The sequence below is a fragment of the Otoolea muris genome, from assembly GCF_943193115.1.
Classification (GTDB): Bacteria; Bacillota; Clostridia; order Lachnospirales; family Lachnospiraceae; genus Otoolea; species Otoolea muris.
Genome location: NZ_CALPCY010000042.1, coordinates 26884 through 41943, shown reverse-complemented (window position 1 = coordinate 41943; position 15060 = coordinate 26884). Strand labels below are relative to the sequence as shown.

The 15060-nt window shown below is 49.2% G+C and carries 20 protein-coding genes and 1 pseudogene; 16 read left to right on the top strand and 5 right to left on the bottom strand.

The annotated features are described in order from the left end of the window. Nucleotides 1–80 precede the first annotated feature (80 nt). From NFS31_RS19780 to NFS31_RS19765, 4 genes and pseudogenes are all read left to right on the top strand, one after another. Nucleotides 81–905, top strand: a pseudogene (locus NFS31_RS19780) (VirD4-like conjugal transfer protein, CD1115 family); the annotation flags it as partial. 92 nt (nucleotides 906–997) lie between these two features. After that, a complete protein-coding gene (locus tag NFS31_RS19775; protein WP_199715147.1) occupies nucleotides 998–1156 on the top strand; it encodes a Maff2 family mobile element protein in 159 nt (52 codons plus the stop codon). A gap of 135 nt (nucleotides 1157–1291) precedes the next feature. Next, a complete protein-coding gene (locus tag NFS31_RS19770) occupies nucleotides 1292–1564 on the top strand; it encodes a helix-turn-helix domain-containing protein (protein WP_004060877.1) in 273 nt (90 codons plus the stop codon). Then, the gene (locus NFS31_RS19765; protein ID WP_251498987.1) at nucleotides 1524–1847 is read left to right on the top strand and encodes a TnpV protein; all 324 of its coding nucleotides are present in this window, start codon (nucleotides 1524–1526) and stop codon (nucleotides 1845–1847) included. Before NFS31_RS19770 ends, NFS31_RS19765 begins: the two co-directional genes overlap by 41 nt. Nucleotides 1848–2243: 396 nt before the next feature. Here NFS31_RS19765 and NFS31_RS19760 read toward each other — a convergent pair whose 3' ends face one another. Continuing rightward, nucleotides 2244–2570 carry a helix-turn-helix domain-containing protein gene (locus NFS31_RS19760; protein ID WP_103242553.1) on the bottom strand — a complete coding sequence of 109 codons (327 nt, stop codon included), beginning with the start codon at nucleotides 2568–2570 and terminating at the stop codon, nucleotides 2244–2246. A gap of 138 nt (nucleotides 2571–2708) precedes the next feature. Between NFS31_RS19760 and NFS31_RS19755 the strand changes: the two genes are divergently transcribed. The 3 genes from NFS31_RS19755 to NFS31_RS19745 all read left to right on the top strand — a co-directional run bounded on the left by NFS31_RS19755 (nucleotide 2709) and on the right by NFS31_RS19745 (nucleotide 3570). After that, the gene (locus NFS31_RS19755) at nucleotides 2709–2897 is read left to right on the top strand and encodes a hypothetical protein (RefSeq protein ID WP_103242554.1); all 189 of its coding nucleotides are present in this window, start codon (nucleotides 2709–2711) and stop codon (nucleotides 2895–2897) included. Beyond that, a complete protein-coding gene (locus tag NFS31_RS19750; RefSeq protein WP_016292393.1) occupies nucleotides 2879–3067 on the top strand; it encodes a SymE family type I addiction module toxin in 189 nt (62 codons plus the stop codon). Before NFS31_RS19755 ends, NFS31_RS19750 begins: the two co-directional genes overlap by 19 nt. Before the next feature lie 101 nt (nucleotides 3068–3168). Beyond that, nucleotides 3169–3570 (top strand): hypothetical protein, encoded by a 402-nt coding sequence (locus NFS31_RS19745; protein ID WP_103242556.1) that lies wholly within the window; start codon nucleotides 3169–3171, stop codon nucleotides 3568–3570. A gap of 91 nt (nucleotides 3571–3661) precedes the next feature. On the opposite strand, the gene NFS31_RS19740 is transcribed toward NFS31_RS19745, so the two are convergent. Next, nucleotides 3662–4471 carry a helix-turn-helix domain-containing protein gene (locus NFS31_RS19740; RefSeq protein ID WP_160275860.1) on the bottom strand — a complete coding sequence of 270 codons (810 nt, stop codon included), beginning with the start codon at nucleotides 4469–4471 and terminating at the stop codon, nucleotides 3662–3664. A 652-nt stretch (nucleotides 4472–5123) separates the two neighbouring features. Between NFS31_RS19740 and NFS31_RS19735 the strand changes: the two genes are divergently transcribed. From NFS31_RS19735 to NFS31_RS19720, 4 genes are read left to right on the top strand one after another with little or no spacing between them, the layout of a single operon-like run. Further along, on the top strand, nucleotides 5124–5315 hold the full coding sequence (locus NFS31_RS19735; protein ID WP_160275861.1) for a hypothetical protein: 192 nt from the start codon (nucleotides 5124–5126) through the stop codon (nucleotides 5313–5315). Then, complete coding sequence (locus tag NFS31_RS19730) at nucleotides 5305–5643, top strand: MarR family transcriptional regulator (protein WP_103242560.1); 339 nt, start codon at nucleotides 5305–5307, stop codon at nucleotides 5641–5643. Before NFS31_RS19735 ends, NFS31_RS19730 begins: the two co-directional genes overlap by 11 nt. Further along, nucleotides 5636–5929 (top strand): DUF3847 domain-containing protein, encoded by a 294-nt coding sequence (locus tag NFS31_RS19725; protein ID WP_103242561.1) that lies wholly within the window; start codon nucleotides 5636–5638, stop codon nucleotides 5927–5929. Before NFS31_RS19730 ends, NFS31_RS19725 begins: the two co-directional genes overlap by 8 nt. Beyond that, nucleotides 5926–6441, top strand: coding sequence for a DUF5720 family protein (locus NFS31_RS19720; protein ID WP_251498985.1), 516 nt, complete (start codon nucleotides 5926–5928; stop codon nucleotides 6439–6441). The genes NFS31_RS19725 and NFS31_RS19720 overlap by 4 nt, the downstream gene beginning before the upstream one ends. Before the next feature lie 339 nt (nucleotides 6442–6780). Here NFS31_RS19720 and NFS31_RS19715 read toward each other — a convergent pair whose 3' ends face one another. From NFS31_RS19715 to NFS31_RS19705, 3 genes are read right to left on the bottom strand one after another with little or no spacing between them, the layout of a single operon-like run. After that, on the bottom strand, nucleotides 6781–7809 hold the full coding sequence (locus NFS31_RS19715; protein ID WP_120429118.1) for a tyrosine-type recombinase/integrase: 1029 nt from the start codon (nucleotides 7807–7809) through the stop codon (nucleotides 6781–6783). Further along, complete coding sequence (locus NFS31_RS19710; RefSeq protein WP_004080823.1) at nucleotides 7796–8785, bottom strand: tyrosine-type recombinase/integrase; 990 nt, start codon at nucleotides 8783–8785, stop codon at nucleotides 7796–7798. Before NFS31_RS19710 ends, NFS31_RS19715 begins: the two co-directional genes overlap by 14 nt. Beyond that, nucleotides 8782–9753, bottom strand: a complete 972-nt coding sequence (locus NFS31_RS19705) for a tyrosine-type recombinase/integrase (protein ID WP_016289890.1) — start codon at nucleotides 9751–9753, stop codon at nucleotides 8782–8784. The genes NFS31_RS19710 and NFS31_RS19705 overlap by 4 nt, the downstream gene beginning before the upstream one ends. A 493-nt stretch (nucleotides 9754–10246) precedes the next feature. Between NFS31_RS19705 and NFS31_RS19700 the strand changes: the two genes are divergently transcribed. From NFS31_RS19700 to NFS31_RS19680, 5 genes are all read left to right on the top strand, one after another. Then, complete coding sequence (locus NFS31_RS19700; RefSeq protein WP_103242563.1) at nucleotides 10247–10786, top strand: hypothetical protein; 540 nt, start codon at nucleotides 10247–10249, stop codon at nucleotides 10784–10786. A gap of 18 nt (nucleotides 10787–10804) precedes the next feature. After that, the gene (locus NFS31_RS19695) at nucleotides 10805–11263 is read left to right on the top strand and encodes a hypothetical protein (protein WP_103242564.1); all 459 of its coding nucleotides are present in this window, start codon (nucleotides 10805–10807) and stop codon (nucleotides 11261–11263) included. A gap of 76 nt (nucleotides 11264–11339) precedes the next feature. Next, on the top strand, nucleotides 11340–12929 hold the full coding sequence (gene mobQ, locus NFS31_RS19690) for a MobQ family relaxase (RefSeq protein ID WP_103242565.1): 1590 nt from the start codon (nucleotides 11340–11342) through the stop codon (nucleotides 12927–12929). A gap of 124 nt (nucleotides 12930–13053) precedes the next feature. After that, a complete protein-coding gene (locus NFS31_RS19685) occupies nucleotides 13054–13701 on the top strand; it encodes a CHC2 zinc finger domain-containing protein (protein WP_103242566.1) in 648 nt (215 codons plus the stop codon). Then, complete coding sequence (locus NFS31_RS19680) at nucleotides 13667–15034, top strand: virulence-associated E family protein (protein WP_172474441.1); 1368 nt, start codon at nucleotides 13667–13669, stop codon at nucleotides 15032–15034. The genes NFS31_RS19685 and NFS31_RS19680 overlap by 35 nt, the downstream gene beginning before the upstream one ends. Nucleotides 15035–15060 lie beyond the last annotated feature (26 nt).

Here is a 15060-nt window from a genome sequence, read left to right as displayed (position 1 = left end):
TGAGCTGAAAGGTTCACGCCCGGTTTAGGGCGGGGGAAAATCCGGAGATAACATCAAAGGATTACCTATCGCTATTCCCGCAACTCCGGGAGATTATGAGCTATGACGAGATGGAGCTTGACAAGCTGGGGGACAGACGGACGGCGGCGTTCTTCATCATCAGTGATACCGACACCACCTATAACTTTATTGTAGCTCTGGCGTTTTCGCAGATGTTCAATCTCTTGTGCGAAAGGGCGGACAACGTACATGGGGGCCGCCTGCCCCATCATGTGCGGGTGCTGTGGGACGAGGCCGCCAACACCGGGCAAGTGCCCAACCTCGAAAAGCTGGTGGCGGTTATCCGCTCCCGGGAGGTGAGCCTGACGCTGTTCTACCAGCAGTTGGCCCAATGTAAGGCAATCTACGACAAGAACGCCGAGACGATACTCGGCAACATGGACAGCGTGGTGTTCCTCGGGGGCCGGGAGGCCAGCACCATCAAGGAAATATCGGAGAACTGGCTGGGCAAGGCCACCATCTCCATGCAGACCGAGGGCCGCTCCCGTGGCCAGTCGGAAAGCTACAACCAGAACACGCAACGGCTGGGCCGGGAGCTTATGACCCCCGCCGAGCTTGCCACCATGCCCGGCGACAGGTGCATCCTGCAACTGCGGGGCCTGCCGCCGTTCTATTCCCGGAAATATGATTTGAAACAGCACCCCAACTACCGATACACAGCGGAGGCGGACAAGAAGAAAAACGCCTTTTCGCTGGAGCGGCTTATCTGCCGCCGTATAAAAAAGCTCAATCCCAACGAGCAGTACACCGTGTACGAGGCGGACGTGCCGGACGAAACGCCCATAGACGAGGACGAGGACATCCTCAACTATGACGATTTGGACGACCCGGACGCTTTTGTATAGCTTTGGGACATTTTGTCCCGAAGTGTCACCTGCCGCCTGCACCGGGCGGCTTTTCCTGTGCCCGGGAAAATCCCGGAGAAATGGAGGACTATATGGCATTTTTCGCATCCGCTATCACCACTTTGCAGACCCTTGTTATCGCGCTGGGCGCGGGCCTCGGCGTTTGGGGCGTTGTCAATCTGCTGGAGGGCTACGGCTCGGACAACCCCGGCTCAAAAAGTCAAGGCATGAAACAGGTCATGGCTAATTAGAGGTAATCAAAAGAGGAAAGGAAAAGCACAATCCAGACGGAACCGGCGATACCGTCAAGAAATATTTGTGAGTTAGCAAGAAACCTGATATAATGGGGGCAAGCGCCCATCCGGGGCAGAAAGGCAGGGAGAAACATGCACATCAGCTACAAACCGCTCTGGCACACACTGATAGAGCGCAACATGAGGAAAGAAGATTTAAGGCTTGCCGCTGGCCTGACCACAAATATGATTGCCAACATGGGCAAAGAAGGGAAACATATCAGCATGGACACACTTGCCCGTATTTGTGAAACACTGGATTGTGGCATTATGGACGTGATTGAGCTGGCCAGTGACGAGCCTTCCGCCACAGGAGGGAACGATAATGGAAAAACTGAAAGAAAGAATCACAGAGAACGGCATTGATTATATTCTGGCAGGTGATTACTATATCCCGGACTTGAAGCTGCCGGAGGAGAACCGCCCCATCGGACGCTATGGGAGGCTGCACCGGGAATATCTCAAACAGGAGCATCCGGCACGGTACAGTTCCCTTATTTTGACCGGGACATTATGGACATACCTTGCCGACCTGAACGAGCAGGCGGAAGAACGGCTTAACTTAATCATTGAGCAGATGAAAGCCGCCGAAGGAGTGACCGAGGAACTGAAAGCCCGGAACCAGCTTGAATGGGTAGCGAAAATCTAAACTTTTGGATTTGTCCTAAAATCCAAACTTAGAAGAAATCCAAACGTTCCTCTGTAAATCCTTTATTTAAGGCATTTTTTGATATAAAAGTTTGGATTTTGTTTTGTACTTCTCTTGTCAGAAATGAGAATAAATTGATTGAAACAGAGCTAAATAGCAATGTTTTACGCATTTTGTCATAATTGGAGTATTGTACTTTGTGAAACGAAATCCAAACTTTTTCCGGCAAGAATCCCCAATTATCAAGCTGTTTTCAGAAAAGTTTGGATTTTATATAAGTTTGGATTTTAGGCCGGATGAACAATATCCGCAACCGGGCAGAGGAAATCATAAACAGTGAGTTGATTTATATTTGATTGGATGTGGAAAGACCAGCCGACTACCCGGCTGGTCTTTCTAACCTTCCCTGCGCTCCAATACCGCCCGAATCATGGCAACGGCGATTTCCTGCTGGCTGGGCGACGTGCTTTCCCACAGCTCTGCCAGCTCCCGTATCTTGCTGACCTCATTATCTTCCAGCGCATCCCGCAGCAGATAATCAGGGGAGATTTTCAGTGCGTTGCAGATATTGATAAATACGGGCAGACTGGGAACCTTTATCCCGCCTTCAATCTGCCGGAGGTAAGTTGCGTTGATATTGCACAGCTCCGAGAGCCTGTCCGCCGTGAATCCCCGGTCTTTCCTCACCATGTTGATACGTTTGCCTAATCCTTTACCTTCCATAATGCCACCCATTTCATAAGCTATTAGCATTTATTTTGTACACTTTTAGACTACATCACACTTAGGGATTGCAATAGATTCTAAAAGACTATATAATATTAGCTAGTAGACTATAAACTATGAAAGGGGAACAACAGAATGGAACTGAACTATTTTAGGGACAGGCTTTTTGATTTACTAAACGACAGTGAAGGGATGGGGATTGTTGACCTGAACGCAGATGAGCGGAACAGCCTGCTCACTGTCAGGACAGAGGACGGGAATGTATTTGAAATCGTATGCCGACAGGCAGCGGGGAAGGAGGACGGATGGACGACCGCAAACTGACTGTATGCTATGGACGTGGCAATTACAAGCAATCTCCGCCGCAGATTCTTTTACAAGGTAAGTGGCTGGAACAGGCTGGATTCTCCGCAGGGGACAAAATCACCGTGAAATGCCAGCAGGGGCAGCTTATCATCACAAAAAACGGAACAAGAGCAGATTCAACAGAATAATGTTTATGATACAATGATTTTTTCGGAAAATCTATTCCCTCTGGAAAGTGACTGCGGTATAATGAAGCTATCGACAAATCGGGATAGGGAGGTAAATTTATATGAGTGATTTTGCTATTCGTTTTCTTAATAGTGAAGGGGAACCTATTACACAAGAAACTGTAGACAAACTGGTGTGCAAAATTCGGGAAAATCATTGTAGGTCTGCATGGTTAGCTTTGGATGAATATGGCGAAGAGGATTTTCTATCTGTAGATATTGAGAATGATTGGGCGGCTCTGGCTTTTAACACATATGGTGAAGATGAAGAGGCTCATATGTATATGCCTGTCAATTCCGAATATGGTACATCCAAAGAGGACGCTCCTGTAAATATCAGCGGACAGACTCCAGTTCTCAAGCGAAATGCGCTCAATGATTTGAATCTGGTTGCTGAATGTGTTCTCCATTTTGCTAAAACAGGAGAGCTGTATCCAAAGTTGAAGTGGGAGGAAGTAGCGTAAAAAACACAACTTCCAGTTTGTGCGCTTAAAAATTGAATAAGAACCACCCAAAATGCCGTTGCATGGAAAAATCCCAAGCAACGGCATTTCCTTATCTCCGTTTCATTCTGCTCAACGGTGAATCCTTATATGCCGGAGTTTTCTTCATAACATTTTTCAGAACCGTGCGCTCCTGCTCCGACAGCTTCTCATACCGGATTTGTAGCTGCGTACACATCAGGGCAGTGAACACATCCAGATAGGAACCCGGCACGGCCAGCGCCTTCTTTGCGTCCTTGATTAGCTTCATGCCATTGGAGCCGTCCGGCGCACTATCCGTATCATTCTTGTGCGTTTCCCTTATGGCATGGAGGATAGTGTCCCAAGTCCGGTGCGTGACCTGACAGAAATAATCTTCTTCCTGTACCTGCATAGCTTCCAACGCCTTTAACGCAGCATCTTCCTCCACCGGCTGATATTGGGAAAGGACTTGCCCCCGCAGGACTTCCAGAAGGCTGTTGAAGTTTTGGAAGTGGGCGGTTGCCACACCATCTACATAAATTTCCGTGTCCGTCATCAGGGTAATAAAATCCTCATGTGTGGCAATCTCACACAGCAGCCGGTTGTTGATACGCCCGCTTTTCAACAGCTCCACCATGCTGTCACTCAAATGCAGCTCCGTAAGTTCCATGCCCGGATGGTTCCGGTTCTCTGTCAAGCAGAGCAGGTAATCCGTTGACACACCGTAAAACTTTGCCAGCTCCACAAGGTTTTTGTGGCTGATTTCCTTTAGTTCGTCATTCTCATAGCTTCTCAAGGCTGATTTGGAAATCCCCGTAACCGCCGCCAGTTCCTCTAATTTTAAATGCCGCTCCGTCCTTAAATCCTTTAACCGCTCCTGAACCGTTATCCCCTGTTTCATGGCTTCCTGCTCCTTTCCAGCGGCCAGCTTTTGCCGCCATCCCCATTGTACCACATATCCATGCCGGGCGCATTTCCCTTTGTGATTCTTTTCAAAGGCGCAAAATGCGCTTTTGATTTGCCCGGATTTTCAGAAGTGCAAAATGCACATCTGATTTTTGCACCCGTCCAGCAGGAAGCCTTTTCCGCAATCGTGGAATTTTTCAGATTTTGGGCTTCATTCCTGATTCGTGGACATACGGCACATGGTACAAAAATGTCATATGATATAGGCAGTTCATCGATGGATTATTCCAATCGAATGACCGGCCTGTATGGGATATGCTCCCCGGCGATGTAACGCAACGACTTCCGGCAGGGAAACGGAGGAACCCTGACCGGAACGAGCGTACCAAGGAGAGCGAAACGCCGCCAAAGACGGGGGCAGGAACGACAGCAGAGGGAACCGGCAAAATGAACACCGAAACGATACCGAAACACAACAATTTCACGGGGCATAGTCTGCCCTGTCCGTAATACTAAGGGGGATTTTGGGGCGGCTCTACGGCTGTATTTCCCCTGAAAATCGCCCCGAAACGATACACAAAAAACCACTGCCCGCCCATTCCGGCTGTTACTGCTGAATCGGGCGGTTTTTCTATGAAGGAGGCACCATGCCGAGAATGTCAAAGAAGTTGAAGAAAGAGCTTGCTTTCTTCCTGAACGACCGGGGGCGCAGAAGCTACAATGAACTCTGCCGGAAATGCCAGCATGAATGTAAGCAGGGTTTCCGGGCTGTCATGATCGACTGCCCCCGCTACCAATCCAAACGAGCCAAAAGGAGGACACCATCCAATGAATTGTGAATTTATGATAGCCAGTACGCCCCTGCCGCCCTGTATGCCGCTCCCAAAGGCAATGCTCCGGCTTCCGGTCAGCAATACGGCAAAGGTCATGTACGCCCGCCTGTTGGATGAAATCCTGACAAGGGGAACCGAGGACAGCAACAGGATTCTGTTCATCCGCTTCCCCGTCATGGAGATAGCGGCGGCACTCTCCCGAAGCCCCCAGACCTGCAAGCGTTCACTGAACGAGCTGGAACAGGCCGGGATGATTATGCGTGTCCGTCAGGGCATCGGGGAGGTCAGCCATATGTATATCCTGCTCCCGAAGGAGGACACCGCCCATGAATGAAAAGCTGGAAAAACTGAATCAGGAAATTGAAAAGACCGAAGCCAGACTGCGGCGGGCGCAGCATAAGGAGAAAATGCTGGAACACCAGATAAAGACGCTGAACCGGAAGGAACGGACACACCGGCTATGTACCAGAGGGGCTATGCTGGAAAGCCATCTCCCCCACCCGGAATCCGTGACGGATGGGCAGGTCAGCACCATCTTAAAAGTCCTGTTCTGCCGGAGCGACACCAAACGTCTTGTGGAACAGGTTCTTGCAGAAAACTGGAAGGAGGACGCAGAGTGAAATTTTCAAAAAGTGAACTGGACATCATCTATCAATATGCCGCACCGACCAAGGCGGAAACCCTTGCGGGCATGAAAGAAACCGTGCCGGTGATAAAGGACTTACTGACAAAGGCAATCGTGGAGAACGCCATCCGAAAGCTGGAAAAGATACCGGAGCCGGAGTGCAGCCAGTTTTTTGCCGCCACAAAAGCCCGGTTCCTTGCAGAGCGTGACAATTCCATCCGCCAGCGGCTTGCGGCGGCAAAGGCACAGGAGCCAATCATGCAGGGGCATGACCTGTTAGGGATAGAACGGTTCCACCCGGAAACCCGGCACATGATTACGCTGGAAGTACAGAAGCAGTGCTTTGTCGGTTTTAAGGGGGAGCGGTTCCGTTTCTTCCTCTCCGATGAAGGCTACCGGAACGCAAAACGCAGCGAGCAGGAAGGGGAAATCAAGATAAAGAGTCATGCTGCCGTTGTCGCCGGGAAGCTCTATCCCGACAAGAAGCCGAAACAGCAGGAACGGTAAAAAGCCCGTTCCAGAATCAAAGTGCGCCGGGCGCGTCTTGATTTTGCAAGGGAAGTTTTAACGTGGACGAGTCAGGCGCGCTCACATTGGCGGCTTTCCATGTGTGAAAAATCAGAACGAGCCGGGCGCGTTCTGATTTATGCCGCCTATGGCGTAATTGGTACGGCTGATTTCCAACTGCCATAAACTCCACTTGCAATTTTGGCTTCCAAAGCGACAAGCTGGAAAATCCCCCTCTGAAAGAGGGCGCATTATCCGAGATAATCAATTATCCGAGGAAACTCTCAAAACCGCCAGCATAAAAGGCTTTCAGAGAAGTTGCCTCGGATAATGTAAGAACTATTTCAGGAAGTCAGGGAGCTGATGCTCTTTCTTTTGTGTAACAGGATTTTCTTTTTGATGGGAAAACCACTTTTCGTTCCAATCCCGGATATGCCTGTTTACGGTTCCCTGTGAAAGTTCAGCATACCGTTCTGTTGTGGAGATCGAGGAATGTCCGAGGAAATTTTTGATTGCCATAATTGGTACCCCGGCTTCCAACATATGTGTGGCGGTCGTATGCCTCATGGTGTGCGGGGTGTAGCGTTTTTCAAGGAACATTTCCGGATGCCCTGCTCTTGCGAGCATGATATATTTTTTATAAATCTCCTCAATACAGGAAATGCTCATCTGCGGATGGGTCTGGCTGGAAAAGATGTAGGCCTCCAACCGACCGGCCTTTCCCGTTTCCTCCAGATATCGTTCCAGGAGAGTTCCGCTAGGCCTTGCAATCACGATCCTCCGGGTTTTGTTTCCCTTTCCAGTAATTGTAAGCTTATAGAGGTTTTTCTCGGCCAGGAAGTCCCTGACTTTGAGATCGCAGATTTCCTGTGCCCTGGCTCCGCTGGCATACATCAGGTTCAAAAGAACCTGGTCACGGAAGCCCATCCGTTTCCCGGGATCAGGAAGCCGGAGCAGGATTGAAACTTCATCAAGCGTAAAGGTGGTCCTCGGCTGGACGGCCTCTTTTTTTACAGGCACTCTTTTCACCGCATTTGCAAACACAGTCGCTGCTTCAAAATTCCTGTTCTGTGCGTAACCGGCAAAAGAGGCCAATGCTGAAAGCCTGAGATTCCTTGTGGATACTGAGCATCCCCGTTCTGCTTCGATCCATTTCAGGAAGCCGTCAATAGTCTCGAAATTCAAATCCCGGAAGAGGATTTCACCAGCATTTTTCTTCTTTTCCTGATAAACATACTGGAACAAAAGGCGGAAGGCATGTTTATAGGATCTCGTGGTATTAGGGGAAAGCCCTGACGAGAGCGGCATATATTCCGTAAAAAACTGTTCCAGGAGGAGCATGAATTCAGGAAGTTTATTTTTCCTCATACGCCACCTCCGTGAATACGCCAGCGGCATAATCTTCAAACAGCTCCGTATATTCAGGGAACATATCACCACTGAATTTCAGATATTTCTCCGTTTCGTCCATGTCATGGTGTCCAAGATAGACTGACAGGAAAGGAACAGAGTCATCTGTCGGGCGTCCGTTTTTCTCTGCCTGCGCAAATGAATGGATGGCAAAATAGTGACGGAAGCAATGAAGGCACTGCCCTCTGGAATGGGATTTTTCCTGTACATACAGGCCGGTTTCCCGCAAGAGGTTCCTAAACCGAAAATCAAAGGTTCCTTTACTGACGGAAAACTCTTGGCCCCTGGCTGCCGGGAACAGACAGCTTTCCGGTTCTGTTTTGATCCCCATAGCAATGCAGTATCTTTCCAGCATCTCTGTCAATGTCCTGTCCATTGGAACAACACGCTGTTTGTTGTTCTTGGCATGGCGGATCAGGATGGTCCCATTGCGGAAATTTATATCTTTTACCCTGGCGGCAAGCGGTTCTCCTAGGCGGAACCCGCACCCAAGGAGCATCCGGAGCAGCATACAGAACTCCATGTCCGTCCGGCGGGTTTTCGGGTCTGTATGCCTGTTGGCCCAGCTGTCGGCGCAGGACAGAAGCGTTTGGATTTCCCTGTCCGAAAAAATATATGGGACATAGCTGTCTGATGTTTTGGGGCAGGCGGGCATGAAAACACTGTACCCCTTGTATTGAAGGTACCGCAAAAATTTGCGGAGATAGCTTACCTTATCGCTGACCGTTTTGGGCGCGTTTATCTGCTGGAGTTCCCTGATCCAGTGATTGATGGCTGTTTCCGTAACCCTGTCGGCGTTTTCTGCCACCAGCAGTGAATCGAACGAAAGAAGGGTTCTGCGTGTACTCCGCAAAGTATCATCGCTGACAGTCCCCTGGCTGATTTCCAGATATTCTGCAAGCTCATGTTTGAAAACCGACTGGAACTGTGTCATGACAGGCGCCACCTCCCCTCCAGAAAAGCAGCAAATGTACCTGTCGCCTCCATGACCGGGAGGGCGTAGTTCCGCAGCTGCTCCACATCCAGACTGACATAGGATTGGATGGCGTTCTGGTCTGTATGCCCAAGGGCTTTCCTTACCGCCTCATAAGGGATGTTGTCATTGACCATGGAACTTGCCAGGGACGACCGGAAAGCATGTGCGCCCTGTTTGCGTCCCGCCGGATCAATTCCAGCTGCCATAATGGCAGTCCTGACGATCTTGGTGATTGCCTGCACAGAGATATGGCTGTAAGGGGGAACGATGCGGAGAAATACATACGGGCTGTCATAGCAGGCCCGTTCTTCCTCTAAATACTGTTTCAGGGCGGCCTTTACATCCGGGACCATGGGAAGTTCAATGTCAACGCCGGTTTTGTGCTGTGTAAGCAGAATCAGGTTCCTGCCAAAATCCAGTTCCCGGAATGTCATGGATGAGATGTCCCCGCTCCTGATCCCCAGCCGTGTCGCAAGAAGCAGCACTGCGTAATCTCGCTTTCCATGTGGGGAGTCCCGGCCTACGCTGTTTTCAATTTTCAGGATTTCTTCTATTGTATAAACAGAAGGGTACGGCTGCGGCCTCTTGAAAAGAGGAACGATGCCGCTGTAATCCCTGTCGGTATGTCTGGCCTGATATGCATATCTGAGGAATGTCCGGATGTGTGAAAGGTACCATTTGCTGCTGACCATTAAACACGCGGCTCCTACATTTTGGGCGTTCATTGCCTGCGGCGCTGCGCAGCCTGTATCAGCCAGGGCGGATAAAAAGTAGTGCCCAATCTTATCGTGAAGATGGATGCTGCTTTCCTGAAGCCCCTTGCGTTTCCCGTCTTCAAGGTACTCCGCTAAAAGAGCCTCCATTTCCGGATTCAATTCGTGGTATCCGCATGGCACTGTGTTGGTTTCCCTTGTATGGTAACCCATAGTTAAAACCTCCTGTTTGATAGCTTTAACTGTACTATGCCCATGTGGATAAATTTTATCCGAGATTTTTTGCATGAACCCCCGCATACAAAAGGTTTTTAAGAATTTCCTCGGATAATTAAAAATCTCGGATAATGCGCCCTATCCAAGAACTGGGATAGGGCGCAATTATACACCACCCAGAGGTTGGTGAATTGCGTTCTCCGAAGGCTCCTTGCCGGAGGGCTGTGATTTTCCGCAGTCATGGTCTGCTCCAAATCAAACAGGGGACGCTACGCTTCCCCTGCACTGGCTGCCGCCAGCTACCCTTTTGCCTTTGAATAATCGAATAAATTTATTAGTTTTTTGTTGTGCTTATTCTATAATGATATTGACATAAATAAAAAAATATAGTAGAATATGCACAAAAAGAGGAAAAGGGAGGGATACTGATGATTTTATAAAATAAGCCGTAATTGTAATCTATGTGTAATAATGATTAAGGAGGATACCCATGAAGAAGTTTTTAACATTTTTATTAACTTGTGTTCTTTTTATTACATCTTCAATGCCAGTTTTTGCAATGACAAATGATAAAGTTTCTACAGAAACGCAAGTTGAAATTCCAGTTTTACAGTTTGACAGTAAGGAAGATTTTGAACAATATTGTTATACTCTTTCAAAAGAGAAATCAACCAGAGGGGCAACCGTTATTTATGCTTCCGTGATTAGAGATGGCACAAGTGAGGATTGTGAGTTATACCTATTGTGGGAAGGTGACGAAATGTACAATGCTTTTAGATATAAAAAAATACAGGTTAAAAGTGCTAACCTATTATCAAGTAAAGTTTATAAAACATTTGGAGACGGCACCAATTACACTACCAAAAATACAACCGCTGCGTCTGTTGGGTCTGTAAAAATAGGTGATTTCAAATTAGATAGTGATATTGAAAAAGTTAAAGTAACTTCAAAAGGCTTACAGGGGTATAATATGAAATCTCTATCATGGTTATCAGGAGTAGAATTTTCGGGAACTGTTACCATTAATTAAGCAGGAAAAATATATATTATGAAGCAAAGATATGAATTTATAAGAAATTATAAATCTCAAATTATTCCGGGTTTTAAATCTTTTGAGGAAACATTGAAATGGTTGTCTGAAAAAGTTGATATTATAGAAATACCATTAAGTAGTTTTACAAATTTCTTTTTAGAAAGCCAAAAATTTAATGCTATAAATGCAATTACTAATAACAATTTGCATTTATCTTCAGAAGATTTTGAGTTTATAGCATACAAATTACTATCTACATCAAAAAATGAGGCTTATAATGAAAAATTAGAAGATGAAAAATTTGTTTATATTTTATTTGAGCTAAGAACAAGGTATGTTATAAGCAATAGTGCTAAACTTCAATTAGAAATAGTGATTCAGCAAGGTATTGGTCAATATGATTATGAAAATAATACAGAATATTTGTTGTATTATATTAGCTGTATTGATAGACTAAAAAACAAGGAATATTAAGCAATAAGCAGGAAATCTGAAAAAAGGTCTCCTGCTTTTTTTCTGCCCGGAATCCGGGAGAAAGGAGGGCGCACACTTGCCATGCCCGCACTGTAAAATCACAATCATTAAGCGGAGCAACAATGAATCCGCTGTTTCTGCCGCCGCCTACCAGAGCGGCGAGAAACTGTTCTCTGAATACGACCAAGAGCAGAAACACTATCCCTACAAGAACGAAGTCACCCACAAAGAAATCATGCTCCCGCCCCATGTGCCGCCGGAGTATGCAGACCGCAATACTTTATGGAACTCTGCCGAAGCACAGGAAAAGCAATGGAACTCCCAGCTTGCCCGGAGGTTCGTGCTTGCCATCCCAAGGGAAATCCCATCGGAACAGCACGCCGACCTTATCCGTGACTACTGCCGGGAGTTTTTTGTTTCCAAAGGCATGATAGCCGATTTTGCCATCCATGACAAAGGGGACGGCAACCCCCACGCCCATATCCTGCTCACCATGCGGGCGATGGACGAAAAAGGCAGATGGCTCCCCAAATGCCACAAGGTATATGACCTTGACGGGAACGGCGAAAGAATCCGGCTCCCGTCCGGCAGATGGAAAAGCCACAAGGAGAACACCGTAGACTGGAACGACCGGAAGTATGCCGAAATCTGGCGGCAGGGATGGGCGGACACGGCCAACCGCTATCTGGAAGCCAACGACCGCCCGGAACGGCTTGACCTGCGCTCCTATGCCCGACAGGGGATTGATAAAATCCCCACCGTCCACATGGGGCCAGCCGCCTGCCAGATGGAGAAGAAAGGAATCCAGACCAACGTTGGCAACCTGAACCGGGACATCAAAGCCGCCAACTCCCTCATGCAGTCCATCCGCCAGATGGTGCGCCACTTAAAAGGCTGGATTGCCGATTTAAAAGAGAAAAAAGCCGCCCTGATGGAAGCATTGGAGCAGACGAAGGAACCGACCATACCGGAGCTGCTCTCACAGTATTTAGAACTGCGGAGCGGACAGCGTGCCGACTGGACTTCCAGAGGGAAGCTCAAAGGCACAGTTGCCGACTTCAACAGGGTACAGGCGGCAATGGAGTTTCTGCGGGAAAAAGGAATCTCCACCATAGAGAGCCTTGACACCCGGCTGGACGAAATCAGCCAGACCGCCGTTTCTGTCATGGAGAGCGTGAAAAAAAGCGAGAAGCGTATCAAAGCCATCGACACCATGTTGTCCTATATTGACAAATACGAAGCAAACAAGCCAGTCCATAAGGAGTACGCCGCTATCGGCTGGAAGAAGAAAAAAGAGCAGTTTGCAGAGAGCCACCGGGAGGAACTGGACGCTTACCATGCCGCCATCCGGTATTTTAAAGCCAACCTGAAAGGCAATTCCTACTCTCGCAAAGATTTGGAAGCGGAACGGGAACAGCTTGCTTCTGCCCTGCCGGAACAGGGGGAGGAACTGGAAGCGGTTCAGGCAGATGTAAAAGTGCTGCGGGATGTGCGCCGCTGGCTCAATCAGGTATTGCCATCCGAGCAGTACCGACAGACCGCCGAGCCGGGGAAGAAACCGTCCGTACAGGGGAACCTGAAAGGGCGGCAGGAACGCATCCGGCAGGAGCAGGCAGAGAAACGCCAGCCGCCCCGGACACAGAAACAACAGAATATGGAACTTTAAACAGGCACTTGTTTTGTGATTGTAAATCGCTGGCAAGTGCTTGTTCATTTGAACAAGACGGATTTACAGACAACGTGAACGACATTGTGTCGCTCACGTTGGGATTATCAGGAGGGAACGCCTATTGAACGTATTTGAAGCCGTGAAACAGTCCGTCACCACAAGGCAGGCTGCGGAGCGTTACGGAATCAAAGTAAACCGGAATGGGATGTGCGTCTGTCCATTCCATAACGATAAGAACCCAAGCATGAAGGTTGACCGCCGCTTTTACTGTTTCGGCTGCGGAGCCACCGGGGACGTGATTGACTTTGTTTCCCGGCTCCACGGTATCGGCAGTAAAGAAGCCGCACTCATGCTGGCACAGGACTTCTCCATCCCCTATGAGGACGGGAGGAACGCCGGGAAGCAGCCCATAAGGCCACGCCTGCGGAGGGAAACGGAGGAACAGAAATTTAAGCGCATGGAGCGGCACTGCTTCCGGGTGCTGTCCGACTATTACCATCTTCTGCGCCGCTGGAAGGAAGAATACGCCCCCAAACAGCCGGATGAAGCATGGAATCCCCGGTTTATAGAAGCCCTGCAAAACATGAGCCGTCTGGAATATCTGATGGACGTACTTCTATCGGGGGAACTTCCAGAGCGGGCAGCCCTTATCACAGGACACGGAAAGGAAGTGAGGAACCTTGAAAGACGGATGGCAGAACTTACCGCCCCAGATACGGCAGGAAATAGCGAACATGGCAGACAGCGCAGAGCCGCCCCGGAGCATTGAGGAAGTAAAGGCCATGCTGGAAACCACCGAGAAAGGCGGCTTCCGCAACAGCATGAGCAACTGCCTGACCGTGTTCCAGTGCGACCCGCTCCTTTCTGGGGCGGTTGCCTACAACCTGCTGACCGACCGCACCGATATTTTAAGGCCAATCGGCTACAAAAGAGCCACCGGAAGCCCCATGACCGACACGGACATGAAATATATCCGGCTGTATCTAGAAAAGACCTATGGCCTGACAAGCGAGAAAAAGATACAGGACGCCGCCGACCTTGCCGCCAATGAGAACAGCTACCACCCTGTCCGGGATTATTTAAACGGCCTGACATGGGACGGAACCGGGCGGATACGCTCCTGCCTGCGTCACTTTCTGGGAGCCGGTGAGGACGATTACACATACCAATCCCTGCGCCTGTTTTTGTTGGGAGCCATCCACCGGGCATTTTCCCCTGGCTGCAAGTTTGAAGTCATGCTCTGTCTGGTAGGCGGTCAGGGAGCCGGGAAGTCCACCTTCTTCCGTCTGCTGGCAGTCAAAGACGAGTGGTTTTCGGACGATTTGCGGAAACTGGACGATGACAACGTATACCGGAAGCTGCAAGGTCACTGGATAATCGAAATGTCGGAGATGATTGCCACCGCAAACGCAAAGAGCATAGAGGAAATCAAGTCATTTTTGAGCCGCCAGAAGGAAGTCTACAAGATACCCTACGAAACCCACCCGGCAGACCGCCCAAGGCAGTGCGTGTTTGGCGGCACGTCCAATGCCCTTGACTTCCTGCCCCTTGACCGCTCCGGCAACCGCCGTTTTATTCCCATACAGGTATGCCCGGAGCAGGCGGAAACACACATTTTAGAGGACGAAGCCGCTTCCAGAGCCTATTTAAACCAAGTGTGGGCGGAAGCGATGGAGATTTACAAAAGCGGCAGATGGAAGCTGACATTCAGCCCGGAAATGGTGCGCTATCTAAAGGAACATCAGCGGGACTTTATGCCGGAGGACACCAAAGCCGGGATGATACAGGCTTTCCTTGACAGCTACCCCGGCGATACGGTCTGCTCCAAACAGCTATACAAAGAAGCCCTGAACCATGATTTTGACGAGCCGAAACAATGGGAAATCCGGGAAATCAACGAGATAATGAACCAGTGCGTCACCGGCTGGAAGTATTTCTCCAATCCCCGGATGTTTGCCGGATACGGCAGACAAAAAGGATGGGAACGGGAGCAAAAGGCAAAAGCTGACGCTTGCGCCTTGACAACGGACACCGGCAACGGGGCGGGAAAAACCCCGGAGGGATTTATGCCGGTGCCGGAGCAGATGGAACTTCCATTCTGAAAAAATCCGGCAAAAGACAGCCCGTT